The sequence below is a fragment of the Methanothrix harundinacea 6Ac genome, from assembly GCF_000235565.1.
Lineage (GTDB): Archaea > Halobacteriota > Methanosarcinia > Methanotrichales > Methanotrichaceae > Methanocrinis > Methanocrinis harundinaceus.
In genome coordinates this window covers 1,168,648-1,195,528 of record NC_017527.1, presented here as the reverse complement: position 1 = coordinate 1,195,528, position 26,881 = coordinate 1,168,648, and the positions used below count along the sequence as shown (strand labels likewise).

Here is a 26,881-nt window from a genome sequence, read left to right as displayed (position 1 = left end):
CATTTATTTAAATCTCATTTTTAATAGAGAAGTTAACATGCTCGTTGATTGATTTAAATTGAATTTTGACCCTTCCGAGTGCTTCCATGTTATCGGATATTCTATTATTATATATCCATTATTTTTCAGCCTCCATAGAATCTCAACATCTATCTCGAACCCCCCGGTTTCCAAATCGTTTATTATATCTAAGATGGCCTCACGTTTGAAAACCTTGGCTCCACACTGAGTATCTTTGAAAGGCAGCCCAAAGAGAATTCTAACAAAAATATTGAAGCATTTACTTGCTATTCTCCTCTTAATCGGTTGTTTAACTAATATTTTTGAAGTTTTTAGCCTCCTCGACGCAATTACTCCGTCGATTTCCGCATCAAAGTCAAACATAAGCTTAAATTCGTCTGCATTTACAGATTCGTCCGCATCGATAAATCCGATTTTTTCGCCGTTCGCAGCTCTAAACCCCTCGATTATTGCTCCGCCTTTCCCAAGCTTTTCTTTAAAATTTAGGATTTGAATATTTGGATTCTTTATTGATAGGTTCTCAACAATATCCTTTGTACCATCTACCCCATCGCAAACTACTATAATCTCTTGTCCGGGAAATTCTTCAGACAAGTGAAGAAGGACTGCCGTAATTCGGGATTCCTCGTTATAGGCGGGTATGATTATCGAATTCATATGGATTCCGACTGAGGTTTCATCGCATATTTTGGTTGTACTCATATTATGCTATAAACGCTTTTTGTAAATGGATTTTGTTTTACCTTAAGTTTTATTTATATTAATACTATGAACATATAGATCTGCGATGCCATGTTGAAATACTCTAAATTCGATGAGGCGAAATTCATTGTAGTCCTCTATACTAAATCCGAGGTTAATAGATTGAAAATCACTATTATTTAAGTCATATAAATAAATATCCCTTTCTGCATCAACTGCCACTCTTGAATCTTCATTAATATATGTACTAAATATATCTATTGTAGCTATCTTTTTTTCTGAATCAGAAATGTTTTCTGCCTTGACTATGTATTCTATCGTATAATTACCGGGGGGCAAGCTGATATATGGACCATAAACCAAATAACCGGGATTATTTAGAGTTTTATTACTATAAAATATCGTTGAGTTAAGCTGTTTTATGTCCACTGAAGAACCGACACCATCTTGAATTAGCAACGAGTCTTTATAATTAATATAATTTAAATTATTATCTAAAAATCCCTTATATGGAATTTGATTATTAAAAACATATATTATATATCCTCCGAACATATGTGTTTCAGATGGAGGCTTATATTTTCTAAATGACTTCTCTACGTCATTATTATTTAATAAAAGTGTTTTGTTTTCTTTTACTATTATAAAATATCTATCTATATTTTCTGGTTCCTTCTTAAACCAGCGTTCGGATGCGACCCATCTAAAAGGGACGATGTCACCGTTGAGAGCTGTTACAGGCCTTATAATTACTGATTCGCTGGACAGATAAGAAATAATATTTGCATCCCAATATCCACCTAACCCGTAAGTCAAATTGTTTTCTTTAAAATAATTTATTAGATCATAATTATGAATATTTGGATCTGAGTTAGTCTCCAGAGCAGCATAATTGGCTAAAGCTGAAAACATTATTAGTATTAATAATCCTACTGTATGCAGATATTCTAGTTTATCATATGCTAAAGATATAAGCAGAAAAATAGATATTGGAGTAAATATTAAGTATCTTGTAGTGAATATATCAACACAGAGCGTGGAACTAACATATGCGAAAAAAACAATTGCGGAAGATACAATGAGATATATACTCATGAAAAACACAGGTGGTTTTTGCGAGTTCATTAATAAAAATTTGCTGGAATGGAGAATTATATATAAAATGACTAAAATATTTATTATATTTAATATATTGAAATCAGTGCTCAAACCTAATAGTTGTGCCATTCCTTCCACGTATAAAGGTATATTTACATATAGAATTGTATTTAGATCTCTAATCTGAACAGGCATCGAAATGTAATGTAACATAAAATATTTCTTTAGATAATACGACAAAATAATTGAAACATTCATTAAAATTATTATGATGTTTAATGTAGAATTTTTGTTTTTATACATTAGAATATAATAAATCGTTATTGGTACTACAAACCACGCAATAATGATGGAATCAGAAAATATGATAGCATTCAACAGAATGAAGGCTGGTATTAGAACCGGAGTAGTTTTTAATTCAACATAGGATTCATCGATTCTAAGAAACAATAATATAAACAATCCTATAAATAAAATTGTACCATTATGAGATACTGGATGAACGTAGTACCCAAAAGATAAAGGTGCCATGTTAGACATTAATGCAGCAAAAAACAGTGCATTGACATAAGAAGATGTTATCTTATAAATAATATATGTAAATATAATTATTATTAGTATGAATATGACATAACACATAATATTAAGACACCGGGGGTTGAAATCAAATATGATCTGCGGGAATAGATGAAATGGCAATAAATCTGAAAATAGATATGGAGTGTTGATAGGAAGGTAAAAGTCTCTCAGCAAATAATTATTATGTCTCCATATCTCTAAACTCATAATACCAGGAGATACAGTATCGCTATTAAATTGTATACGTAATGATATCAAAAACTTACAGACTAATCCATATACAATAAAGCAGGACAAGATTACACATAACAGCGGCGTCCAAGCTGAACTCCACGTGGCCTTCTGGCCTCCGCACATCCTATCTATTAAGGACATAACCTGCATGCACGATATAAAGGCCCTTCACATAACATTTAAATAGATTTCCCTATCAAGCCAAAATGCCCAGATAAACAGAGTTCCCTAAATTAGTTCACGCTTTTTTGCATATACAAAAAATGCTCACTCCAACAGGGAACGAAATACCTAGTCTAATGAGCTTATTCTCTAATGCTAAAATAATGATTAAAAATATATTTATAATATTATGGAGATCCGCAATATCGTCTCTTACCACCGATGCGGACTTTTTTTTCCTGATTAATCTTATAGAAGCCACCGCCGGGAAGAGAAAGAAGTTCCAATATGTGCTTTTATTTATGGTGAATCCAGAAATTTTCAGGTTTTGTAACAGATTTTTCCTAGTATATCTCCTCTTATGATGCAAAACCTCGTCATGGCTGCTCCAAAGGAACATAAAAGCAGGAACTGTCAGAACCAAGAATCCACCCGGCTTCAAAACCCGATTAAGTTCCTGCATGGCAGAAAAATCATCTTCGATATGCTCAAGAACGTCAAGGGCGCATACGATATCAATAGTACCATCCTTAACGGGAAGGCTGTCAGCAGATCCTCTAATGAGGTCGGTCCTGCCCCTTAATTTGCAGAATTTAAGGGCCTCCTCCGACATGTCAAGGCCGCTTACATGGCCAAATCGCTCAAAAGATTTGGAGTTCAATCCTGTACCACATCCCACGTCCAATATTCTTAAAGCTGCCTTCGAAGAAGCTGGATGAACTCTGCGGATCATGTCGGTTATAAGCTCTCTTCTGCCTTTGTACCACCAATTACCTTCCTCATAAGAAAACATTCTTTCATATAAATCCAAATTCATTTAATTTCTCCTACCCAGCCACCTACGTGCACTGAAATCGAAACTCAACTCTTCATGATCAATATGCATCCCAAAACAACCAGAATGATACCAGACCATCGCAGTGTACTAATTTGTTCGCCTAGGAAATAAAAGGCTAGCAAAGCAGTTAAAATATAAGCCAAGCTCAACATTGGATACATAAAGCTGACATCTAGAGTTGACATGGCACTGAGCCACAAGAAGAAAGTGCAAGCATATAATACCAAGCCCAGTAATATATATTTGTTAGTGAGAATATTTTGGATGGTCTCGGGCTGCAAAAGACTATTGACATCATTAATCCGATCCATATTCGACATGCCGTACTTCCAGCAGATCTGGCCACTGGCCCCCATAAATATACAAATCGCCAACAACGTAATGGCAAACATGACTCTCTTCTCCAACATTGTTTCACCAAATTCTTAAACCATTCGACTCAATTTTAAGCCAATTATTTCATCCATATCTTGGAATTTGAAGCTTTTGGATATGACTCTTCGGGGCATACACCATTCAACATTGCTAGGAGATAATAAATTTCTAACGCTCTATTATATTTTTATATTTTATTGCATAGTCAATTGCCTTCAGATATTGGCCAACAACCCGGTCCATCGAATTATTTTCCCGGGCATACTCATACGCATTTTTGCTCATTATTTTTCTAGCTTCCTCATTGGTAACCAGCTCTAGGAGATACTCAGATAGCAGTTCAACTTCATAATCGCCCAAGTCTACCTTCCAACAGCAGTTATCGGGGTACTCCTTATATTGAGCGTAATTCGTGGTTATTACGGGGATACCGTAACGAAGCGTTTTTATCAAGGTGGCCGAAGTCTCACCAGACGATGGATACCTCAGATTCACACAAATATCGGTAATTTTTAAATATTTATTAAATTCTTCTTCATCTACATATCCTGTAATCGTCACAAAATCTCCAAGATTTTCATCATTAATTATAGTTTCTATTTGACTCTTAACGTTATCATATAGTTCTCCCACGAGATATAGATGGATGCCATATATTTTTTTATCTTTGATCAATCTTGATATTGCATATAATAATACATGAATCCTTTTTGTAAAAATAATTCTACCGAATGCAGATATTATTACTTTATCAATTAGATTAAATTTTAGTTTGATGCTTTTTCGAAATTCGTCATCATAATCGTCGAGATGGAATCCCATATTGATCTTCCAGACTTTAGAAAAACTTGATTGAGAACTTAGGAAATCTTTAGCGAAGCTATTATGGACAAGTGTTAAAATACTCCGATCTAATATAATCTTTGAAAAATTGAGTGAGAGATCATGCGGATACCTCTCGTATGGATCTAACGAATTGTTTGTTACGAAATCGTTTTTAATTTTAGAATATCTATTGTATCCGTAACTAGTAAATACATATTCTAAAAACTTATTTTTATCAAAAACGCCTTTATTGCTACATGCAGGCAAAATAAGTCCACAAAGTGTCACATCGTGAAGGACGGAAATGCCGGGATATTTATTAAGATAATCCAACATATAATTATGATATATTGAATTACCAATTTGATACACACATAAGTCGTATGGACTGACGTTATTCATTTCATCGAATTTATTGAAAGGATATATATTAAATAATTGTTTAATATTTTTATTATCTGGCAGATAATCTGTATCTACAAATATATCTATATCTACAAAATTACCCAAACGTGGAAGCAGATCTTCTGAATAATCAGATATTCCTGATCGAAGAGGGTTTAGAGGTGTAAAATATGCCAATTTATATCTTGGATGTTTTCTACAATGTAGCGGCTTACAACTGAGTGCTTCGAACCCTTCAAGTACTTCTAAAGCCACGCGACTCCAGGCAAATTTCGTTGATTGTTTTGAACCCAATACTATTAATTTAGTTTTAAGTTTATTTTTATTTAATATTAATTCGATTGCTTTGGCGATCTCATCTGGTTTATAAGGATCGACATAGATAGCTGCATTCTCACAAACCTCAGGAATTGATGATATATTCGAGGTGATAACAGGACATCCTCTTGACATAGCCTCGAGAACGGGAAGTCCAAACCCTTCATATAACGAAGGAAATAAAAATACTTCTGCTGCATCATATAGTGTAATCAAATCGTCTACTGGGACATAATTAGTCAAAATGAGTTTATTTGGTGGCAATTCTAAATTGGACCATATATCTCTTAAAGATCTTTCTTCTTCTGGCATTAGCTTACAAACAACTACTAAGCTTAAATCATAATGAATTTTTGTAAAGGCTTTGAAGATGCCGGAAATATTTTTCCTAAAATCTAAGCCCACGGTTGACATAACGAATCTATCTTTGATCCGATATTTGTGTTTGATATCTAGTACTTTTTCAGTACTAGATTGACTAATTAAATAATTCTTATCTAAACCTGCATATATTACTCGTATTTTTTCCTCAGGAATCTCCAGTAAATCCATTAAATCTCTTTTTGTAGTTTCTGAGATCGCATAGATCATGTCGAATTCTTTTATAAAAGATAATCTCCTAATATATTCGATACGAAACTCTTCTAATACCGAGTCGAGATATTCTTCAAAAAATATAACTGGTATCAAATCATAAAACATAATTGCTGTTTTACAAAATAAATTAGATGGTCTTAAGACGTTCTTTATTCCCAATTCCATTAAACTTGTAATAATAAATACGTCTAGCATTTTAGTATCATCCACAGTGGGACCCCGCTCTAAAATTGTTGTATTCTCTCTTCTAAAATAAGCACATAATTTTTCAGGAACGTTGTAGAAATGATAGTCATTATATGTATCAATACTAATTATTTCACTAAATAAATTGAATGTATACTTACCAATTCCTCTTGTGTAAGAACCCGTCTTGAGCGGTAACATGTCTACACCTATTTTCAATCTTTCACCCCCCATTATGATCCAATAACGCACACAATATGCTGACTATCTTTATAATAATCGAGGCCTATGATATTGAAATCACCCTTCTTCAGGATCATCTCCCAATCCTCTTTGCTCATCTTCCGCTCATTTCCGAACTCCTTGTGCGGATAATATATTGAAGGGACAGAAAAAATTACAAATTTTGCAGCCTCAAGCTGCTTTGAGATCATTTCTATAATTTCTGCATCATTAAAATGTTCCATAGTCCCTTGAGAAAAGGCGACATCGAAATAATCCCCTTTAAACATGTTCAGATCAAAGGCGTCCATCAGGATAAACTTAGCATACCCTCCCAAATCCTTATTGACCTTTATAGCGTTACGAACTACATTTGGGTCATTATCTAATCCAACCACCTCAAATGAATATCGCGAAAAATATATGGACATTGTGGCCGTCCCGACTCCTACTTCAAGCAACTTGGGAACCATCCCGTTTGCGGCCTTTTGAGCGATTTCCTTTATAAGGGAGATGAACCTCTCATGATAATCTATATTCAATGTTAAGAGATCTTCAGTTATTTCATTATTATAAAATTTTGACCATGCTGATAAGGAACTGTCTTTAGAATCTAGCATATTCAATATTCGGTTTAATTCTTCGCGAAATTCGGACCTGACCTGTCCCAGCTGGCCGTCAAGCTCGGCTCTGATCTCCTGTTGCTGCCTCGAGATCTCGTCGCGAAATTCGGACCTGACCTGTCCCAGCTGGCCGTCGAGCTCGGCTCTGATCTCATGTTGCTGCCTCGAGATCTCATCGCGAAATTCGAACCTGACCTGTCCCAGCTGGCCGTCGAGCTCGGCTCTGATCTCATGTTGCTGCCTCGAGATCTCATCGCGAAATTCGGACCTGACCTGTCCCAGTTGGCCGTCGAGCTCGGCTCTGATCTCATGTTGCTGCCTCGATATATCTTGACCAATATCTTCTCTAATGCGTGATAAATTATTTTTTATTTCTATATTAGAAAGTGTATTTTTATCGATTCTCGCAACGAGTCGATTCAAAATTCTTGCTGAGCTGGAATTTAGCTCAATTTGTTTCGAAATAACAGAATCGACGTATCTATGTACCTCTCCGTTTACAAGCCTTCTTCCCTCAACAAGGAATTTACCGATAATTCTTCTGTGAGAGCTGATAATATAGTTTTCATTATGTATATTCTGATTAGAATTTATGTAATCAAGATCGCTTCGAATTTCGTCTTCTAAGGATTGAGCTTCGGACGAACTTGAATTTATCTGAGCTATACCTACCGCCGAGGAATCTATTCCGCGCCTTTTTCGTACTCTATCTCGTATCTTATGCATCAGCTCTGCAACATCAATATCCTCGTTTTTTATTTCAGGATAGCTCAATATTATCAACCCCTTCGCCAACGAATTCTAAACAAACCACTTACAAGGCACTTCAAAGAGCCCATCATCCCTTCCTGTTGATATGACCTCAAAGGAATAATACTTGTCGATCCAGTCATAAGTTATAGAATAATCTCGATTCTGTATGGCTGGGCTCAGCAGAAATTTTCCCGCCAGCATCGGTATCTTATCGATCTCAAGATCAATGTATCCATCCCGCTCTATTCGATCAAACTTGAGATCTTTAAGAGCGGTATTTGTCCCATAGAGATGGAGACCCTCTGCAGTATAAAGACCTATCCCGAATACTGGATCGCTTACCGCCTCATTCACTTCATAATATATTCTCACCTTCATAGGATCGAACGAATTGAATCTGGAAGATACTGAGCCAAACTTATTAAAAAATGCGACGTCTTTTATCGCTATTTTGTGGTTTCCCCACCTTCTAGGCCCACTATCTTGAGAACACTCTAAGAGAACCTTCCGAGGCTTCGTTTGAGGACCTTCTGACTCCTCAGACCCGACTTTGCTTTTTTCCTCCAAACCCTCCTCTGCCCCATCTTCTCCCGCTCCTCCGCGCCCCTCGCCGCCGTAGACGTACCGGTCGATGATATCCCCCGTCTCCCCGAAGGCGACCTGCCTGCCGTGGCTGAGGAGGAGGGCCTTGTCGCAGAACCGCCGGACGGAGCCGAGGTCGTGGGAGACGAAGAGGATGGTGACCCCCTCCCTCCTGTACCTCTTGAAGACCTCAAAGCACTTCTGCTGAAACTCCATGTCCCCGACGGCCAGGACCTCATCGACGAGGAGGACGTCGGGATCGGTCTGGATCGCCGTCGAGAAGGCGAGGCGGACCTGCATCCCCGAGGAGAGGTTCTTCAACTTCGCGTCCTCAAACCTCCCCAGGCCCGCGAAGCTGATGACGTCTTCGATCCGATCGCGGATCATCCCGTTGGAGAGGCCCATGATGGTGGCGTACATCCCGACGTTCTCCCGGACGGTGAGGTCCGGCTGGAAGCCGACCCCCAGCTCGAGGAAGGGGGTCATCCTCCCCCGGACCGCGACCCTGCCTTTGGTGGGGCGGAGGATGTTGGCGATCACCTTCAGGAGGGTGGACTTGCCGGAGCCGTTGTCGCCGATGATCCCGACGCACTCGCCTTCCGTCACCGAGAAGGTGACGTCCTCCAGGACGTTGAAGACCTCGTACTCGTTCTTCCGCAGAGCCCCCGCCAGGGTCTCAAAGACCGTAGCCCTCTTCTCGTGGGGTATCCTGAAGGTCTTCGAGACCCCCTCCACCTCCACCGCCCGATCCGACGCCATCTCTAGATCTCCTCCGCAAATCCCGGCTCGAAATGATCGAAGACGAGGTAGCCTGCCAGGAGGATGACTACTGCCGCGAGGGCGACGTAGGCGAGGTCGCCGGCGGCGGGAGCGGCCCCGTAGAGGACCGAGTCCCGGGAGGTGGTGATGATCCGGGCCATGGGGTTTGCCATCACCAGCCTCTGAAGATCTGCGGGAAATATAGTTATCGGGTAAAGTATGGGGGTCGCGAAGAACCCCGCCTGGAGGATCACCCTCCAGATGAACTGGACGTCCCGGAAGTAGACGTTCAGGGCCGAGAGGGCGAGGGAGAGGCCGAAGACGAGGACGAAGAGGAGGGCGAATATTGGGGGGAAGTAGAGGACCGCCGCCGTCGGCGCCACCCCGAAGACGGCCATGAAGGCGACGAAGACGACGAACTCGAGGGCGGTCATCATCAGCGCCGTGGCGCAGGCTGAGATGATCAGAACGTCCCGAGGGAAGTAGACCTTCTGGACGAGGCCCGGCTTTCCGACGATCCCGAATATCCCCATCGAAGTCCCCCGGTCGAGGAAGTTCCAGAGGATGATCCCCAGGAGGAGGAAGAGCTGGTAGTGCTCCACCTGGATCTTCATCAGATGGCTGAATACTACATACAGGACGAGGAGCATCAGAAGGGGCTCCAGAAGCGACCAGAAGAACCCGAGGATCGAGTTCTTGTATCGGAGCTTGAAGTCGCTCCAGGCAAGCCTCAGGATGAGATCTCGGTATCCATATATATCTCGAAGGTGGGTCGGCGTGATCAATTTTTGACCTCGAACCAAGTCTATTGCCCTGTGGCGCAAAGACCGGGATGCTCCTCGTCTAACGGCTTCCTCCGCCATAGTAATCGATGATCTCTCTTATCCCCTCTTCCAGGGTGTGCCTGGCCCGAAATCCCAGAACCTCTTCTGCCTTTGTGGTATCGGCCAGGGTGTCCCGGACGTAGTTTTTGATGGGGTTATCGACATGTTCAGCCCTGATATCAAGCCCCATCTCCCCTGCCAGGATCTCGACGACGGCGTTGAAGCTGTAGCTTCTCCCGGTGCCGACGTTCAGCGCCCCGGTGCAGTTCGAGGCCATGGCCAGCCGGAGGGCGGAGACGACGTCCCTGACGTAGACGAAGTCGCGGGTTTGAGAGCCGTCCCCGTAGATCACGGGGACCCTCCCCGCCATCATCTCCCAGAGGAACTGGGTGACGATGTTCGCATACTCCTTTTTGGCCGCCTCATGGGGGCCGTAGACGGAGAAGAACCTCATCCCTAAGGCCCTGACGCCGAAGAGCTTCCCGTACAATTCCGCCATCCTCTCCATGGCAAACCGGGCCTCGGTGTAGTAGTCGGTGACGAAGACCTCCATCTCCTCCCGGTGGGGCGGGGTCTGGCCGCTGTATAGGGAGGAGGTGGAGGCGTAAACGACCCTCGCGCCGGTCTTTTTTGCCAGCTCCAGGACGGCGATCATCCCGCTGATCGCCTCGCCCACCAGAAGGGGTTTCCTCTTGTACATCGGCGAAGATGACGGTATTCCGAGGTGGTATATCGCTTGGGGGCTGAGATCGAGGTTTTGCAGTTCGAGGCAACTCCCCTCTATGATCCTCAGGTTCCCGGATAACCCCTCCAGGTTTTCGCGGCTTCCGGTGGTGAAATTGTCCAGAACCACCACATCCATGCCAGAGGCCAGCAGATCCTCCACGAGGTTTGAGCCGATGAACCCGGCCCCTCCAGTGACAAGAACCCTCAACAGATCTCCTCCACAATCATCCTCAATTTCCTTCGATAACGGCGGCCATCTCATCCCTCATCAACCTTATGAACCTCTCGCCGCTGAAAGCCAACGCCCTCTCCCTGCAGGCTACCCTGTAGCTAAGGCATCCTCTCTCAGACGCCTCCCTCACCGCCTCGGCTATCGACTCCGCCTCCGGCTCGACCAATCTGCCAGTGACGCCGTCGATCACCGATTCGAGAAAACCCCCCTCCTTGACCGCGATGACGGGCTTTCCACTTGCCATAGCCTCGACGGGAGTGAGGCCGAAGTCCTCATCCATGGCGGTGCATATTAAACCTTTGCACCGAGAGTAGAGGGCGAAAAGCTCCTCGTCGGAGACCTCTCCCAGCATAGTCACATTATCGGGGATATTCTCCGCCAGTTTTTTGTAGTACCTGGCGGCGAAGTCGCCCTTGGAGTAGCCTCCCACCACCACCAGCCTCTCCTCGGGAAGGGCTCTGAAGGCCTGGAACTGCAGCTCGATCCTCTTCTCGGGGTATATCCGGTTCACCGATAGCCAGAAGTCCCCGCACCCCTCGAACCTGAACCTCTCAACGTCGACGGGCGGATAAACGACGGCCGATCTCCGGCCGTAAGCCTCCTCAATCCTCCTCTGGACATTGGAGCTGATGGCGACGATCCTCTCCACGGATCGCACCGATCGCTGATCGAACCGTCTGTGGAGGTTAATCCAGAGGGCCGCCAGGCTCTTCAGGATCGGGTTTGGTTGGCGGGATACCACAGAGGCTCTGAGATCATAAAAGGCCCTCACCGGGGAATAGCAGTACCAGAGGTTCGGCTTGTGCCTCTTCGCAGCGTAGTGGCACCAGTTGCCGGTGAAGATGAAAAAGTCGTAATCGTCCGAGAGGTCGCACCTTCTGAAGATGGCCGAAGCCGAGATCTGCTTGAGAGGAGGGACGGGGATCGTCTTACCGAGGCTGATGATGGTGACGTCATCAAATCCGAGCCTCTTCACCGAGTCGGGGTCGACGTCCGTGGTGATCAAGTCCCCCCCCAGGCCTCGGGCGAGGGCGAGGGCGACCCTCTCCCCGCCGCCGACGGCACCGATGAAGTCGTAAAATATCGCCACCTTCAAAATAATCCCGTTCGCCCTGCTTAAAATCCACCTTTTATCTTCTTGATTATCATTTCATATCGGCCTTCGATCTTTCTCGTTCCGCCCTTCATGACACAATTCGGGATGAGACGACCTTGCCCTCCAGCCGATCTCCTCCCTCAAGGCCCTCAGCGACTCCCGGAGGGGCGAGGGGCCCTCCGCCAGGAGCCGGGCCGCCTTGGAGGTGTCCAGGGAGGAGTCCCTCGGCCTCTTCGCCCTCCACCTCATATCCGAGATCCTGGAGGGGGCGATCAGCCCCTCGTCGAGGCCGAAGGCCCTCGCGATCTCGACGGCAAAGTCGTATCTTGATACCCTCGTCGCCCCCGCCATGTGATAGACCCCCGATAGCCTCCTCTCCCCGGCCTCTAGGAGCATCCTTGCGAGGTTGGTGTTGAGGGTGGGGGTTATGAACTGGTCGGTGACGATCCGGACCTCCTCGCCGGCGGCGAGCCTCTCGATCAGCCAGAGGGCGAAGTTGACCTTGCCGCTGGCGGGCCTCGCCCCGTAGATGACAGAGGTCCTGGCGACAAGGTCGCAGAACCCTTCCGCCGAAAGCTTCGTCCGGGCGTAGCAGTTGACGGGGTCGGTCCGATCCTCCTCCCGGTACATCCCCCCCTCGCCATCGAAGACGTAATCGGTGGAGACGTAGACGAGGTGGGCCCCCACCTCGGCCGCCGCCCTCGCGACCCGCTCCGTCCCCAGGACGTTCGTCCTCCAGGCTAGATCCGGATCATCCTCGCACCTGTCGACGTCGGTCAGGGCGGCGGTGTGGAATATGACCTGGGGCGCAACCTCCGAGATCGACCTCTCGACCTCCGCCCCCTCCAGCAGGTCGAGCTTCACCGCCACCCCAAACTCTGGGGAATGGCGGCAGTATCCGGAGAAGACCTGGTGCCCCTCCGCGACGGCGACCTCGGCGAGGCTGGAGCCCAAGAGGCCGCTCCCCCCGGTTATGAGAAGCCGCATCCTCACCACTCCAGCTTCCACGGCGTCGGGTGGAGGACCCGATCGTCGATGAGGGGCCGCCACCAGCTTTCGTTCTCGACGTACCACCGGACCGTCTCCTCCATGCCTTCGCGGAAGCCCCAGTCCGGCCGCCAGCCTAGCTCCCTTCGGATCTTCGAGGAGTCGAGGCTGTACCTGAGGTCATGGCCGGGGCGGTCCTCGACGAACTCGATCGCCTCCTCGCCCTTCCCGAGGATCTCGAGGAGGGCCCTCACCACCGCGAGGTTCGTCCTCTCCTCCCCGGAGGAGACGTTATAGACCTCCCCCGCCTCCCCCGCCTCCAGGACCATCTCCACCGCCCGGCAGTGGTCGAGGACGAAAATCCAGTCCCGGACGTTCTCCCCCGTCCCGTAGATGGGCACCTTCAGGGAGGTGTTGGCCCGGATGATCGCCTTGGGGATCAGCTTCTCGGGGAACTGGCGGGGGCCGTAGTTGTTGGTGCACCGGGTGATCATGGCGGATAAACCGTAGGTCCTGGCGTAGGCGGAGACGAAGACGTCGGAGGCGGCCTTGCTCGCGGAGTAGGGGGAGGACGGCCTCAAGGCGTCGGTCTCCCGAAAGGAGCCCGAGAGGACGTCTCCGTAGACCTCGTCCGTCGATATGTGGACGAGCCTCGCCCCGGGGTTTCTCGTCCTCAGGGCCTCGAGGATCGAGAAGGTCCCCGCGACGTTGCTTGCGAGGAACGGCTCGGGGCCGGAGATGCTCCGGTCGACGTGGGTCTCGGCGGCGAAGTTCACCACCGCATCGGCTTTCTCTACAAGATCCGCCATCAGAAGGCGGTCGGAGATATCCCCCTCGACGAAGGTGTACCTCTCCTCGTCGATCCCCCTCAGGCTCTCGGGGTTGGAGCCCGCCTTCAGGGCGTCGACGTTGACGATCCGGGCCTCTTGGTGCCTCTCCAGATAGTGGCGGATGAAGTTGCTCCCGATGAACCCCATCCCGCCTGTTACGAGAAGCCTCATAGCATCACAACAGGATCTCCGAGCTGTCCCCGGCTATAAACCTGTGGCCCGCAGGCCTTCGGCCGTTCTCCCGGATGACGACGTTCTTTCCTATCAGGCTCTCCACGATCCTTCCGGCCCTCGATATGGTGCACCCCTCCATGATGACGCTGTCCTCCACCTCCGTCCCCTCGATGGTGCAGCCGTCGTTTATCGAGGTGTAAGGGCCGATGTAGGAGTCCCGGATCGCGCAGTTTGCGCCGAGGATGCAGGGCCCCTTGATCTCGGAGTTCTCGATGACGCACCCTTTGCCGACGACCGCCCTCCCGAATATCCTGGAGGATCTCAGAACCCCCTCGTTCTTCGGCCTCATCTCGTCGAGGATCAGCCGGTTCGCCTCCAGGATGTCCTCGGCCTTCCCCGTGTCCTTCCACCAGCCGTCGACGATGGACGCCTCCACCCGCCGGCCGCTGTCCAGGAGCCACTGGATGGCGTCGGTGATCTCGAGCTCGTTCCGCCACGAGGGCTTTATCCTCTTGCACGCCTCGACGATCGAGGGCCTGAAGAAGTATATCCCCACCAGGGCGTAGTTGGACGGCGGCACCTTCGGCTTCTCCACCAGCCGCCTCACCCGCCCCTCCTCATCCAGGTCGGCGACCCCGAACCTCTGGGGGTCCTCCACCTCCGTCAGGAGGACGAGGGAGTCGGGGCCCGACTCCCGGAACTTCTCAGAATGTTTGAGGATCCCGCCCTTTATGACGTTGTCGCCGAGGTACATGATGAAGTCGTCGTCTCCGAGGAACTCCTCGGCGACGAGGATCGTATGGGCCAGCCCCTTCGGCTCCCCCTGGAATATGAACTCCACCTCCGCACCCCAGGCCTTCGACCTGACCGTCTCGATGACCTGCTCCTTATTCGGGCCGACGATGATCCCCACCTCCTCGGCCCCCGCCTCGATGACGTCCTCGATGGCGTAGAAGAGGACGGGCTTGTTAGCGATCGGTATAAGCTGCTTCTGTTGAGAGTGGGTTATCGGCCGTAGCCTCGTCCCCCGCCCTCCGGATAAGATCAGGGCCTTCATATTCCCCTCCGCATCACCATCTCCTCTTTCAGAACAGATCCCCATCTCGTTTAAGGCTCTTCAGGTCAGGCCACCTCCGATCCCTCTCGGCGAGGATCGGATCGTCGACCGGCCAGGGGACGTCCACATCGGGATCGTCCCAGATCAGCCCCCCCTCGCATTCCGGGGAGTATGGGCTGTCGACCTTGTACATAACCTCTCCGACGTCGCTCAGCACCAGAAAACCGTGGGCGAGCCCCCGGGGGACGTAGAGCTGCCGTCGGTTGCCCTCGGAGAGGATGCAGGCGGCATAAGCCCCAAAGGTCGGGGACCCCCGCCGAAGGTCGACGGCGACGTCGTAGACGACGCCCCTGACGCACTGGACGATCTTCGCCTGGGCGCAGGGCTCTCGCTGGAAGTGCATCCCCCTCAGGACCCCGTACGCGGACCTGGAGCAGTTGTCCTGGACGAACTCGCCCTCGATCCCGGCCCTCGCAAGATCCTCCTTCTTGTACGTCTCAAGGAAGTACCCCCGGTCGTCCCGAAAGATCCTCGGCTTTATCAGAAGAACGCCCGGAAGGCCCAGCTCTTCGAACTCAAACGGCATGGGACCACCTGTAAGACCTCTTCTCAAGAGAGAGCCGCTGCCGCCGGTGTGAGGCGAAGGCGACCGCCTCGCCCCCAGGAGCGGCCCCGATCCGGCAGAAGGTTCCCCTCACCTTCAACCCCACCCCTTCCTCTCGGCCTCGGAGAGGTAGTGGTTCAGCTGGTCCTCGATGATATCCCCGAGGCTCCTCCTCGCGACGAACCCGAGGCCGGATATCTTGGCGGTCTCCGAGAAGAGGATCGGGACCTCGGCGGGCCTGAACCTCTCGGGATCAAACTCGATCGGGACCCTATCCGCCCCTGAGAGGGCGACGACCCCGCCGTCCTCGGCCCCGAACTCCACCTCCCCCCGGAGGAGCATCCCGTCGACCTTCGTCTTCTCAAACTTCGATCCGAAGATCTCCGAGGGGTCCTGCTCCGTGGGGCTGGCCACCGCCTTCTCACCCCGGAAGGTCTCGATCCCGTCGATGGGGTAGCCCGCCCTCTCCAGGCTGAGGAGGAGGTAGCTGAGGACGGAGTTCGTCCTCATCGACCCCTGGTTGTAGACGTCCCCGAACCGCCCCTTATCGGCGAGGAGGAGGTAGCCGTCGATGACGTCGTCGACGTGGGACCAGTCCCGGAAGGCGTTGACGTTTCCTATTCGGATCTTATCCGCCTCCCCCATCACGAGGCTCATCACCTGGCTCGTGACGACGGAGGTGACGAAGATCCCGCCTCGACCTGCCCCCTCGTGGTTGAAGGCCCTCGATACTACGGTTTTGAGGCCGTAGGAGTGGCAGTAGTTCCTCGTCAAAAAGTCCCCGTAGACCTTGCTCGCGGCGTAGGGGGACATGGGCCGCAGCGGGTTCGTCTCCTTAATGGGGAGCTCCGGGACCTCTGCGGGCTCGGGGAAGACCGTCCCATACTTATCCCGCGCCCTCTGGAGCTGCTCCTCGGAGGAGATGACGAGGCCGTACTCCTCGCTCGACCCGGCGAAGACGAATACGGGATCGACCTCCTTGATCCTGATCGCCTCCAGGAGGTTTGCGGTCCCCAGGCAGTTCGCCTCCGCCGTCTCCAGGGGGCTGGCAAAGGAGCGGGGGACGAAGGACTGGGCCGCGAGGTGGAAGACCAGGTCCGGATCGCTGGCCGTCAGCGCCGCCCCCAGGCTGGAGATCTCGGCCAGGTCCCCCTCCAGAAGCCTCACCTGGGGTCCCACCCCCTCCCTCTTCAGGTTGTGGGGGAGGATCCCGTCGGCCCTCCTCCTCAAAAGTCCGAAGACCTCCGCCCCCTCGTCCACCAGCCGCTTTCCGAGCTTCGAGCCGACAAAGCCGCTGATACCGGTGACGAGGACTCTCTTATCTTTCAGGTCCATTTGACGCCTCCTGGATTCTCATCGATGACTTTTTTTTATATCTATCGATCCGGTGCCACCTATCCAACCAGATCCTGGTACAGCCCCTCGAACCTCTCCGCCACCTTCCTCCAGCCGTACCTCTCCTCGGCAAGCCTCCTTCCCGCCGCCCCCATCCTCCGGGCCTCCGGCCCGCTCTGGAGGAGGCGGGCTATCGCCCTGGCCAGCCCTTCAGGGTCATTCGGCTCGACGACGAGGCCTGCCCCGACCCGCTCGACGTCCTCCGCGACCCCGACGATCCTGGTGCAGATCACCGGTCTTCCGCAGGCCAACGCCTCCAGGGCGACCATCCCGAACCCCTCCTGGGACCGGGAGGTGGACGGGAGGATGAAGATGTCGCATCTGTTATAATGCTTCGCCACCATCTCTTCGGGGACGAAGCCTAGGAACTGGACGTTCTCCTCCAGCCCCAGGCGGGCCGAAGCCCTCCGATAATGATCTAGGAGCTCCCCGCCGCCCCCGACGAGGAGCTGGACGTCGCTGACCTCCTCCTTCACCACCGCCAGGGCCGAGAGGAGGACCTCCAGCCCCTTGTACCGGTGATGCCTGTCCAGGAGGCTCAAAAAGAAGAGGGTCCTCCCGTCGGCAGCCGCCCTCTGGGGCCTGAACCGCGCAAGGTCGACCCCGACGGGTATCACCTCGACCTTCTCCTCAAACCCCCGGAGGTGGGGAGATTTGAGGTACTCCGGCTGGATGATGGTGATCCTCGCGGCCAGGCGGAGGAGGAGCCTCAAACCCGTACCGTTGTAGAGGCGGGCTATCCGTCCCGCTGACCCCTCGCCGACGATCTCGTTATAGTATGTCAAGACCAGGGGCTTTCTCTTCGCCGCCGCCGCAAACCCGCTGACGTCGGCGGACCAGGGGGTCGGGAGGTGGGTGTGGAGGAGGTCGAACTCCTCCCGGAGGATCGCTATGGGAAGCCCCGGGGTGATGTTGGTATTCGCGACCTTGCCGACATAGGGGACCCTCCGGACCTTGACCCCCTGGAGGATCTCCTCGGCTGCCGACTTTGGCTCGTTGGCACAGAGGACGGTCACCTCGTGCCCCAGCTTCACCAGCTCTCCACTCAGGGATCGGACGTAATTTTCCACCCCGCCGACGGCGGGGGGGTAGCGGGGCGGGGTATGGAGGATCTTCATCCCACCACCAACATCAAAGCCCCTCATAGACCCTTTCGAGCTTTCCAGCGATGAGGGACCAGTCGTACCCCTTCGCAAACTCCTTCGCCGGTCCCGCCATCCTCTCATAGCTGCCACCCGCGAGAAGCCCCGCCACCTTCGAGGCGATGGACGATGCCGAAGGTCGGCACAAGACCCCGTTCTTCCCCTCGGTGATCAGGTCGGCGGCGGCGCTCCTCTTTGCATCGACGACGACGGCTGGAAGGCCACAGGCGTTAGCCTCGAGAACGCTCATCCCGAACCCCTCCCTCGTCGAGGGGAGGACGAAGATCCTCGCGGCCTTAAACTTCGCAACCACTTCATCCTCCCCGTCCAGAAAGCCAAGAAATTCGACCCTCCCCTCCAGACCCCTATCCTGGACGAGCCTGCTGAGCGCCGCCATCTCCGGGCCGTTCCCCACGATCCCGCACCGGATCCCGGGGACCTCCTCCCGGAGGAGCCCCACCGCCTCGATGAGGAGGTCGACCCTCTTGTGGGCCGAGAGCCTCCCGACGTAGATGAGGTCGTAGAGGGCCTCCCCCGCCCCGACCGCCCCGAACCGATCCAGGTCTACGCCGTTATTGACCACCTCCATCCGATCGGCTCCCACCCCCATCCCCAAAAGGTCGGCCCTCACCCTCTCGGAGACGGGGATGATCCTCTCGGGGAGCCTCAGGGCCCCCCGCTCCGCCAGAATCCCGAAGGGCGCCATCCTCCCCAGGTACTCCCGCCAGTACTCTCCCCAGACCTCGTGCCAGGTTATGACCAGGGGCGCCCCCCGGCGGAGGGCATGGAGCTTGGCGGAGAAGCAGGGGAGGTAGGGGAACTGCTGGGCGTCGATGACGTCGAAATCCCCCCGGAGCTTTGGAAGGAGCCGGGCCGAAAACCGGACGGCGGCCGAAATCGACCTCCTCCCCCCGGAGTAAAGGCTCCCCGCAGGAGAGACCCCGTGGAGGACGACCCCCTCCCTCTCGATCAGATCGTCCCCCTCCCAATGCTTCATCCCGAAGATGTGGACCTCGTGCCCCCCTTTCGCCAGCCTCCGGGAGACCTCCCAGACCCTCCTCTCGGCGCCTCCTTTGACGTAGGGGTATATGACGTCGTGGACGTAGGCGATCTTCATGGCGACCGCCCCCCCGTCTTGGCGGGTCCGGGCAGAGGCATCGGGAGCTCCATCCTCATCCTCCTGCCCCCCCTCGACCTTTCGGGCTCCACCTCTAATCCTCCTCCCCGGAGTTGAGGAGGAGGAGGCTGATGAAGACCGCCGAGAAGATCGTCTGGACTCCGATGACGACGAGGATCATCGCCATCACCGACTCCTGCATCTCCTGGATCGAACCGTAACCCGCCTCCATCCAGCGGAGGACGACGTCCAGCCCCAGGACCACCCCCCCTCCGAGGAAGGCCAACCCCGCCAGAAGCTCCTTCTCCAGGGAGTGGTAGCTCGTCAGGATCCTCGCAAGCCGGCCCGGATCCTCCACCCCGTAGGCTTTGCCGAAGGCTGCGATGTAGAACCCCGACAGAAGGGTCTGATACCCCATGATGAGGAGCATGCTCCCCAGGATGAGGGAGTGGGCCCTGAGGTCCCTGGAGGGCTCCTGCATCAGGACGAAGAGGGTGAGGGCGAGGCCGAGGAGGAGGGCGACGGCCCCGGGGCCGAGGAGGAAGGGGCCGGGCCTGTAGAGGATCATGAACCGGAGGTGCCTCCATCCGTCGGTGAAGGAGCGGAGCTTCGAGGTCCCCCGCCGGCGATGGTAGGTGATGGGGATCTCCTCCATCGAGAGCCCCTTCCGCGAGGCCTCGATCAGCATCTCCGAGGCGAACTCCATCCCCCCCGCCCGGAGGTGGAGCCGGTCGAGGGCCTCCCGGGTTATCGCCCTCATCCCGGAGTGGGCGTCGGAGATCCCAGCCCCGAAGAGGAGGTTTAGGATCCCCGTCAGGAGGGGGTTTCCTAAGTACCGGTGGAGGGCGGGCATCGCCCCTTCCTCGATCCGGCCTTTAAGCCTCGTTCCGATGACGAGGTCGGCCCTGCCGCTCTCGAGGACCCTTATGAACTCGGGGATCTCGAGGGGATCGTAGGTGAGATCGCCGTCCATGATGACGATGTACCTCCCCCGGGCCCTCGAAAACCCCGCGAGGTAGGCGTTCCCGTATCCGAGCTTCTCCGGCCTGACCACCTCCGCTCCGAGGGACCGGGCGATCTCGGGGGTCTCGTCCCTGGAGCTGTCCGCCACGATCACCTCCCCCTCGATCCCCATCTCCTCGAAGACCGCCCTCGCCCGGCGGATGCACTCTCCTATCGTCTCCTCCTCGTCCATCGCGGGGATGACCAGGCTCACTAGAGGCACAAATCAACACCAGGGTTCCCTCTCTTAAGCTTTTCCGGTTCCGTGAATGCTCCCCTCCCTAAAGGGAGGGGCTTCTATCGCTTTTGCGAAGAGATTGCATCCCCAATCTCAGGATGTTGATCGCTGCATTCTCGTCACGGTCCATGACAAGCCCACACTGAGTACATTCATGGACACGATCCGATAGTGACTTCGGAACCTTCACTCCACACCTAGAGCATAACTGACTCGTATTCCTGGGATCTACCAGTACCACCTTCGAACCGGCACTCTCAGCCTTGTATGATGTGGTTGTTACTAGCATTCTCCAAGCAGCGTCAGATATGCTTTTAGCTACGCAGTGGTTTTTGAGCATGTTCTTGATATTTAGATCTTCGAAAACAATCAGCCCATATTTCGAGACTAACTGATTGCTCATCTGATGAGCGAAATTGTATCTTCTGTTAGCGATCCTTTCGTGAACACGCTGTACTACCTTAACGGCTGCCCTTCTCTGTGAAGTTCCTTTGGCGCATTTTGATAGCCTTCTCTGAGCTTTGGCCAATGCCGTCTCATCAGATCTGAAGAACCGGGGGTTACCGATCTTCTCTCCGTTGGAAATCGTAGCGAAACTTTCGAGCCCTACGTCAATGCCTACCGATAATCCGTCTTTCCACGGAGGCTTAGGCGGATCGTCGATCTCCACGGTGAAGCAGGCAAACCATTTTCCGGTCGAAGATCTCCGAACGGTTAACCTCTTGATCTTACCTTCGATGGGTCTGTGGAGCTTGATCTTGATATCTCCGATCTTAGAGAGTCGAAGCTTGCCGCAGAGCAGCTTGAAACCAAATTGAGGATAGGTGAACGAATCATACCACCCACTTCCTCGGAACCTGGGATAGCCGGGTTTCTCTCCGGCCTTAACTCTGCGGAAGAAGGCTTTCAGGGCAAGATCTACTCTCTCCTGAGTGTTCTGAAGAACCTGGGAAAATACCTCATTAAGATCTGGCTTCTCAACCTTCCAATTGGGTAGAAGGTTGTTGGTTTCATATTTTGAGGTTGATCTGCCTTCCTTCTCCCACGCATCTTTCCGATATGCTAGGGTTTGATTGTAGACCCATCTGCACAAGTCCAGCGTTCGCTCCATCTTGCTTCTCTGTGTTTTTGTTGGAAAGAGCCTGAACTTGTAAGCTTTAAGCATTTAAACATAGGTTGTCTACATAGCTTAAATAGTTATCCATAGACGGATCCGTGGGCAAAGGGCTCCGCTTTCATCCCCACCCTGAAGGGTGGGGCCTTCCCGCTCCGCCCTTCGCAATCCCGCGAGGAATCGACCTCGATACCTCCCCCAGGAAGACGGCAGAAGGAAACTTATATGAACGGCGATGGCGACCCATTCCCCAGCATGGAGAGGGTGAGATCTTACGAGCTTCTGGGAGTCCTGGCCGCCCTGATCCTGGGGCTCTCGTTGAGGCTGGCTCCCGCAAGAAACGCCCTGGCAGGAGGAGGGGTCCAATTCTACGGTTACGACTCGTTCTATCACGCGAGAAGGATCCTATACACCGCCGAGAACTTCCCTCATACCCTCTGGTTCGACTCCTACCTCCACCACCCCCTAGGCCATCCCATCACCTGGCCCCCCCTCTTCGACCAGATGGTGGCGGGGGCGGCCCTCCTCCTCGGCGGGTCCCCCGGAGCGGTGGAGGCGGCGGCGGCGGCCTTCCCCCCCCTCCTGGGAACCTCGATGATCCTCATCCTCTATCTCCTCACAAAGAAGCTCTTCGGGATGAGGGTGGCCCTCCTCTCCGCCTTCCTCCTCGCCATCGACTCAAAGCACATCGCCAGGACCCTCTTCGGCCTGCCGGATCACGACCCCCTGGAGCTCCTCCTCATGCTGGGGGTGATCCTCCTCCTCGCTCACGCCCTCACCGACCGAGACCGGTGGGCTTGGTATGGGGCCGCCGCAGGAGTCATGATGGCCGCCGTCGCCTACTCCTGGCTGGGGGCTCCGATCTACATGATCGGCGTCCTGATCTACGCCACGATCCAGATCACCCTGGACCTCCGGGAGGGGGCCGACGTCTGCGAGACGATCGCCCCCCTGGCGGCAGCCTTCGGGGCCGCCCTCCTCCTCATCCTCCCCTTCCGGAACGAGGCGTGGCTCATCCCATCCTTCATCGGAGCCCTGGGGTCCCTGGTGGCTCTCGGTGTATTTTATGGTCTCTTCCTCCTCTTTGCGGCAAGGCGGCTCCCGTGGCAGGCCTTCGTCCCCACGGTGGCCTTTTTGAGCTACTTCGGAGCGATCCTGAGCAGCTCCACCGAGGAGGGCCGAAAGGTCGGCTCGCTCCTCGCGGAGGGGATCCGCTACTTCTTCGGAAGCGATCTCGCGAGGGTGGGGGTGGAGGAGACGATGCCGATATTCAGAGTATACGAGATCGCATCCCTCCCGGTCCTGGGGCTTGTATTCGCCCTGGCGGGGCTCTGGATCCTGATCCTGAGGATGAGGGAGGAGGGCTGGAGGAGGGATCATCTCCTCTTCCTCCTCTGGGCTCTCCTCTCCACCGCCCTCATGATCTCCCAGGCGAGGTTCCTCTTCCTCTTCTCCGTCATTGGATCGGTCCTCGTCTCCCTCCTCTTCTTCTGGGGGACGGAGAGGATCGGCCCGTCGCAGCTCCCCCTGAGGGCCGATCCCGGGCTGGCCAGGGCCGGCACCGCCGCCTTCCTCCTCCTCCTCCTCCTCCCCGCCGCCGTCAACCTTCCGGCCGTCGCCAGGTACCAGCCGGAGATCTCCGGAGACTGGAGCGACTCCCTGGAATGGGTCGGCGAGAAGACCCCCCCGACGGCGGGGTTCGATAGGCCCGTCGAGGCTGCAGAATACGGCATCCTCAGCTGGTGGGATTACGGCAACTGGATTTTGTACAAATCAAAGAGGCCGGTGGTGGCGAACAACTTCCAGGCCGGGGCGGAAGATGCGGCGCGTTTCTTCCTCGCAGAGTCCGAAGAGGAGGCCCTGGCCATCGCCGAGGCGAGGGACGTAAAATACATCATAACCGACCAGAAGATGCTCTACGGAAAGCTCCCTGCCATCGCCCGATGGATCGGCGAAGATCCTGCGGGGTACGTCCAGATCACCGCGGATCCGGAGGCGGTCGTCTATGCCCACACCCCCAAGTTTCTTAGAACCCTTCTCGCGAGGCTCCACCTCCGGGACTCTTCCGACCTCGGCCACTTCCGGCTGGTCTACGAGTCGGAGACCCTCCGGGGTTTGAAGATCCCCGTCAGCGAGGTGAAGGTCTTCGAGCGGGTCGCCGGGGCGAAGATCGCCGGGACTACCCCTTACGATGAGCCGGTGGGGGTGATCCTGGAGCTGACCTCAAACCAGGGGAGAAGGTTCCAGTACTTCGCCTCGGCGACTCCTGTCGACGGCCGCTACGAGATCGTCGTCCCCTATTCGACGGAAGGGAGGGAAGGGGTCCATTCGATCGGACCCTACCTGGTCGGTCCCCTGAAGGACGTCCCCGGGGGCGACTCGAGGGAGGTGGAGGTGAGGGAGGCGGAGGTCTTGGAGGGGATGACGATAGAGGTGAACTTCTGACCCCGGTCCCGACCACCCCTTCAGAGGGGGGCTTCGCCCTCCTGGAGGACCCCCACCCGGGCTCCGATCTCGATCCAGGCCCAGGCCCAGATCACCGCCTCAAAGCCCCGGATCAGGTCTCCCCTCTCAAGGAAGTAGCGGCAGTCGGAGAGGTAGGCCTCGATGTTGGCAGAAAACCCCTCCCCCTCCTCCCCCCGGGGGGAGACCCTCTCCCTCGCCTCCTCGGCCCTCTTCAGCCACTTCTCAGTCTCGGCCCTGAGATCCTCCTCCAGGCTCATGGCCACCTCCCCAGCCGGCCGGAACCGGATCGATAGATCCGAGTTTGGTCGAAATCGCCCGATGGAGAGGCTGCCCCCGGGTCCGCATCCGGGGGCCTAATCGAGGATCCTGACCCCGCCCTCGTCAGCATCGACCCTCAGCATCGTCTTGATCTGGTAGCCCTGCCCCTTCAGCCTCTCCGCCCCCGACCCCCGCTCTATCACCGCGACGACGTCCACCACCTGGGCGCCGGCGGCCTTCAGCGCCTCCAGGGTGGCGAGGGCTGTACCCCCGGTGCTGATGACGTCGTCGACGACGATCACCCTGTCCCCGGGGGAGATGCCGTTGAGGTAGAGCTGCCCCTTGGAGTAGCCCGTGACCTGGCTCACCTCGATCTCCCCCGGCAGGCCGTACCTCCTCTTCCGGATTATCACCAGGGGGATGTCCGTAGAGAGGGAGAGGGCGGTCCCGATGTGGATCCCCATCGCCTCGATGGTGACGATCTTGTCGACGTCCAGGTTTGCGGTCCTGATGATGTGGGTCACCACCTCCCTGATCAGATCGGGCCTCACCTCGGGGACGCCGTCGGTGATCGGGTGGATGAAGTAGTTGTAATCTCCGCGCTTGTAGATGGGCGCCTCCAAGAGGGATCTCTTCAGCCTTTCAAGCATTGCCAAATCCTCCGTACCGTGACCTAAAGAGCCCGGGGACGGAGCTTAAATGTTGTGGCTGCGGCCGGTCCGATCCTTATCGGTCCGATCCCCAAATCCGCCCTCAGGATAGATTTTTAAGAGATGAATGTCCAATATAATTTTGCGGCTTTCCGCCGCATATCAATATACTGGAGCGAAGGGAATGATAAAAAAATTAACGATTTTCATCGCGGCGACGATGATCTTCATTCTATCGGCCTCCCTGGCCGCATCGCAGCCGACTCCGGAAGTTTCTCCGGAGGAGGCGGGCTTTCTGCTGGTGACGACCCCCGAGTCCCTGACGGCGGCTCCCACCGGGGAATGCCAGGAGCTGGCGGGGTACCTCGACTGCGTCTCCGGGAAGAAGGCGGACATCGTCTTCGTCTTCGACACCACCGGGAGCATGGGAGGGGAGATCGACGAGATGAAGTCGATCGCGAAGGAGTTCGCCGACCGCCTCACCTCCTCGGGGATAGATTACAGGCTGGGGCTGACGGAGTATCGGGACTATGACCTCGACTGCGGCGGCGACAGCGCCTGCGGAGGGTCTGAGGACTTCCCGTATAAGGTCTACAACGAGGGGGTCCTGACGGGGAACTCCGCCACCTTCAAGGCCTGGATCGACGGCCTCGGCCTCGGCTGGGGAGGGGACGAGCCCGAGGCGGTCCTGGCGGCGATGATCCACACCGTCGACGACCAGCAGTGGCGGGGAGGGGACGCGGCTAAGGTCATCGTCCTGATCACCGACGCCCCCGCCCACCCCGACGGCGACTGCTGCAACCAGGAGGGAGAGACCCTCGGGGGCGCCATCTCCTACCTGGCCGCCAACGGCGTGAAGGTCTACGCCATCGGCCCCGAGGAGGAGTCGATCCAGAAGATGGCCTTCGAGACGGGAGGAAAGTTCTACCTCATCAGGTCGGGCCTCACCCTGGAGCCGATCCTGGAGGATATTGCGGGGATCATCAGCTGCACCTTCGGCATCGATGGGATCGTCCTCTGCGATGAAGGGGCCCTGGAGGTCGCCGTCGAGCTGAAGGGGAGAGACGGCACCACGATACCCTACCGGCCCGGCTACACCGACGCCTGGATCTACGTCACCTGCTCTGAAGAGCTGAGCGAGAGGTACGACCTGGTCTACGACCCCGACCTCGACGCCTACCACGCCGTCATCGACCCCGTCTGCTCCGGATATGGTGGGGAGATCGAGGTGACGGTATATGGCCGGGTCTGCGGCTGGAGCGCCGTCGAGATCTTCGAGGCGACCTGCGGCGGGGACCAGTGCCCCAAGCCCTGCCTCAACGTCACCTCGTCCCTGAGCCAGGAGATCTACAGCTACGGCGACTCCATCTTCTACAACGTCTCGGTGAGAAACGATATGGACGAGAAGAGGAGGATCGCCATCTCCTACGGCTACGTCGACCCGACGCCCAAAACCCACGTCATAGGGACCTTCGTCCCGGAGATATACCCCGGGGACTCCTACGGCTTCTCCGGCGACTTCAAGGTGCTGGAGACCTTCTACAGCGGCCTATACGTCTTCTTCGTCACAGCAACGGACGTCGAGGACCCCGCCTGCTCTGAAAGCGATGCCGTCCGGTTCTGGGTCCGGGAGGATGAGACCTGAAGGGAGGGGGTCCGAGGACCCCCATCCCAAAATTTTCTTCTATTT

At 53.8% G+C, this 26,881-nt stretch carries 24 protein-coding genes; 2 read left to right on the top strand and 22 right to left on the bottom strand.

The annotated features are described in order from the left end of the window. Positions 1-3: 3 nt before the first annotated feature. The 20 genes from MHAR_RS05715 to MHAR_RS05630 all read right to left on the bottom strand — a co-directional run bounded on the left by MHAR_RS05715 (position 4) and on the right by MHAR_RS05630 (position 21,868). Complete coding sequence (locus tag MHAR_RS05715) at positions 4-723, bottom strand: dolichyl-phosphate beta-glucosyltransferase (RefSeq protein WP_081472281.1); 720 nt, start codon at positions 721-723, stop codon at positions 4-6. Positions 724-765: 42 nt separating this feature from the next. Next, positions 766-2,607 carry a hypothetical protein gene (locus MHAR_RS13315; RefSeq protein ID WP_143763302.1) on the bottom strand — a complete coding sequence of 614 codons (1,842 nt, stop codon included), beginning with the start codon at positions 2,605-2,607 and terminating at the stop codon, positions 766-768. Positions 2,608-2,872: 265 nt separating this feature from the next. Further along, a complete protein-coding gene (locus tag MHAR_RS05710; RefSeq protein ID WP_014586661.1) occupies positions 2,873-3,613 on the bottom strand; it encodes a class I SAM-dependent methyltransferase in 741 nt (246 codons plus the stop codon). A 44-nt stretch (positions 3,614-3,657) separates the two neighbouring features. Beyond that, complete coding sequence (locus tag MHAR_RS05705; RefSeq protein ID WP_048144414.1) at positions 3,658-4,026, bottom strand: EamA family transporter; 369 nt, start codon at positions 4,024-4,026, stop codon at positions 3,658-3,660. A 151-nt stretch (positions 4,027-4,177) separates the two neighbouring features. Continuing rightward, entirely contained in the window at positions 4,178-6,559 is a 2,382-nt protein-coding gene (locus MHAR_RS12875) for a glycosyltransferase (protein ID WP_187287857.1), read from the bottom strand. A 14-nt stretch (positions 6,560-6,573) separates the two neighbouring features. Continuing rightward, positions 6,574-7,980 (bottom strand): methyltransferase domain-containing protein, encoded by a 1,407-nt coding sequence (locus MHAR_RS05695; protein ID WP_014586658.1) that lies wholly within the window; start codon positions 7,978-7,980, stop codon positions 6,574-6,576. Between the two features lie 6 nt (positions 7,981-7,986). Beyond that, positions 7,987-9,279 (bottom strand): ABC transporter ATP-binding protein, encoded by a 1,293-nt coding sequence (locus MHAR_RS05690; RefSeq protein ID WP_014586657.1) that lies wholly within the window; start codon positions 9,277-9,279, stop codon positions 7,987-7,989. A gap of 2 nt (positions 9,280-9,281) precedes the next feature. Then, positions 9,282-10,064, bottom strand: coding sequence for an ABC transporter permease (locus MHAR_RS05685; RefSeq protein WP_014586656.1), 783 nt, complete (start codon positions 10,062-10,064; stop codon positions 9,282-9,284). 58 nt (positions 10,065-10,122) lie between these two features. Next, entirely contained in the window at positions 10,123-11,037 is a 915-nt protein-coding gene (locus tag MHAR_RS05680) for an NAD-dependent epimerase/dehydratase family protein (RefSeq protein WP_014586655.1), read from the bottom strand. Positions 11,038-11,059: 22 nt separating this feature from the next. Then, positions 11,060-12,151: a glycosyltransferase gene (locus MHAR_RS05675; RefSeq protein ID WP_228369615.1), complete on the bottom strand. Its 1,092-nt coding sequence runs from the start codon at positions 12,149-12,151 to the stop codon at positions 11,060-11,062. Between the two features lie 60 nt (positions 12,152-12,211). Continuing rightward, the gene (gene rfbD, locus MHAR_RS05670) at positions 12,212-13,144 is read right to left on the bottom strand and encodes a dTDP-4-dehydrorhamnose reductase (RefSeq protein ID WP_052300994.1); all 933 of its coding nucleotides are present in this window, start codon (positions 13,142-13,144) and stop codon (positions 12,212-12,214) included. Positions 13,145-13,146: 2 nt separating this feature from the next. Then, positions 13,147-14,145 (bottom strand): dTDP-glucose 4,6-dehydratase, encoded by a 999-nt coding sequence (gene rfbB, locus MHAR_RS05665; RefSeq protein WP_014586652.1) that lies wholly within the window; start codon positions 14,143-14,145, stop codon positions 13,147-13,149. A gap of 4 nt (positions 14,146-14,149) precedes the next feature. Continuing rightward, complete coding sequence (locus tag MHAR_RS05660; RefSeq protein WP_048144410.1) at positions 14,150-15,205, bottom strand: glucose-1-phosphate thymidylyltransferase; 1,056 nt, start codon at positions 15,203-15,205, stop codon at positions 14,150-14,152. A gap of 28 nt (positions 15,206-15,233) precedes the next feature. Next, entirely contained in the window at positions 15,234-15,791 is a 558-nt protein-coding gene (rfbC, locus tag MHAR_RS05655) for a dTDP-4-dehydrorhamnose 3,5-epimerase (protein ID WP_014586650.1), read from the bottom strand. Next, complete coding sequence (locus MHAR_RS14060) at positions 15,781-15,909, bottom strand: hypothetical protein (protein ID WP_266335549.1); 129 nt, start codon at positions 15,907-15,909, stop codon at positions 15,781-15,783. The genes rfbC and MHAR_RS14060 overlap by 11 nt, the downstream gene beginning before the upstream one ends. After that, positions 15,906-17,144, bottom strand: a complete 1,239-nt coding sequence (locus MHAR_RS05650; protein ID WP_014586649.1) for a GDP-mannose 4,6-dehydratase — start codon at positions 17,142-17,144, stop codon at positions 15,906-15,908. The genes MHAR_RS14060 and MHAR_RS05650 overlap by 4 nt, the downstream gene beginning before the upstream one ends. A gap of 59 nt (positions 17,145-17,203) precedes the next feature. Next, positions 17,204-18,322 carry a glycosyltransferase family 4 protein gene (locus tag MHAR_RS05645; protein ID WP_014586648.1) on the bottom strand — a complete coding sequence of 373 codons (1,119 nt, stop codon included), beginning with the start codon at positions 18,320-18,322 and terminating at the stop codon, positions 17,204-17,206. Positions 18,323-18,335: 13 nt separating this feature from the next. Next, complete coding sequence (locus MHAR_RS05640) at positions 18,336-19,463, bottom strand: glycosyltransferase family 4 protein (RefSeq protein WP_014586647.1); 1,128 nt, start codon at positions 19,461-19,463, stop codon at positions 18,336-18,338. 94 nt (positions 19,464-19,557) lie between these two features. Beyond that, positions 19,558-20,688 carry a glycosyltransferase family 2 protein gene (locus MHAR_RS05635; protein ID WP_081472278.1) on the bottom strand — a complete coding sequence of 377 codons (1,131 nt, stop codon included), beginning with the start codon at positions 20,686-20,688 and terminating at the stop codon, positions 19,558-19,560. A gap of 58 nt (positions 20,689-20,746) precedes the next feature. Next, complete coding sequence (locus MHAR_RS05630; RefSeq protein ID WP_014586645.1) at positions 20,747-21,868, bottom strand: RNA-guided endonuclease InsQ/TnpB family protein; 1,122 nt, start codon at positions 21,866-21,868, stop codon at positions 20,747-20,749. 204 nt (positions 21,869-22,072) lie between these two features. On the opposite strand from MHAR_RS05630, the gene MHAR_RS05625 reads away from it, so the two are divergent. Beyond that, on the top strand, positions 22,073-24,262 hold the full coding sequence (locus tag MHAR_RS05625) for an STT3 domain-containing protein (RefSeq protein WP_143763300.1): 2,190 nt from the start codon (positions 22,073-22,075) through the stop codon (positions 24,260-24,262). Between the two features lie 20 nt (positions 24,263-24,282). Here the strand turns inward: MHAR_RS05625 and MHAR_RS05620 are convergent, their stop codons facing one another. Further along, the gene (locus tag MHAR_RS05620; RefSeq protein ID WP_014586643.1) at positions 24,283-24,540 is read right to left on the bottom strand and encodes a DUF357 domain-containing protein; all 258 of its coding nucleotides are present in this window, start codon (positions 24,538-24,540) and stop codon (positions 24,283-24,285) included. A 96-nt stretch (positions 24,541-24,636) separates the two neighbouring features. After that, the gene (hpt, locus tag MHAR_RS05615; protein ID WP_014586642.1) at positions 24,637-25,191 is read right to left on the bottom strand and encodes a hypoxanthine/guanine phosphoribosyltransferase; all 555 of its coding nucleotides are present in this window, start codon (positions 25,189-25,191) and stop codon (positions 24,637-24,639) included. 220 nt (positions 25,192-25,411) lie between these two features. On the opposite strand from hpt, the gene MHAR_RS05610 reads away from it, so the two are divergent. Beyond that, complete coding sequence (locus MHAR_RS05610) at positions 25,412-26,836, top strand: vWA domain-containing protein (protein WP_187287856.1); 1,425 nt, start codon at positions 25,412-25,414, stop codon at positions 26,834-26,836. Positions 26,837-26,881: the final 45 nt, after the last annotated feature.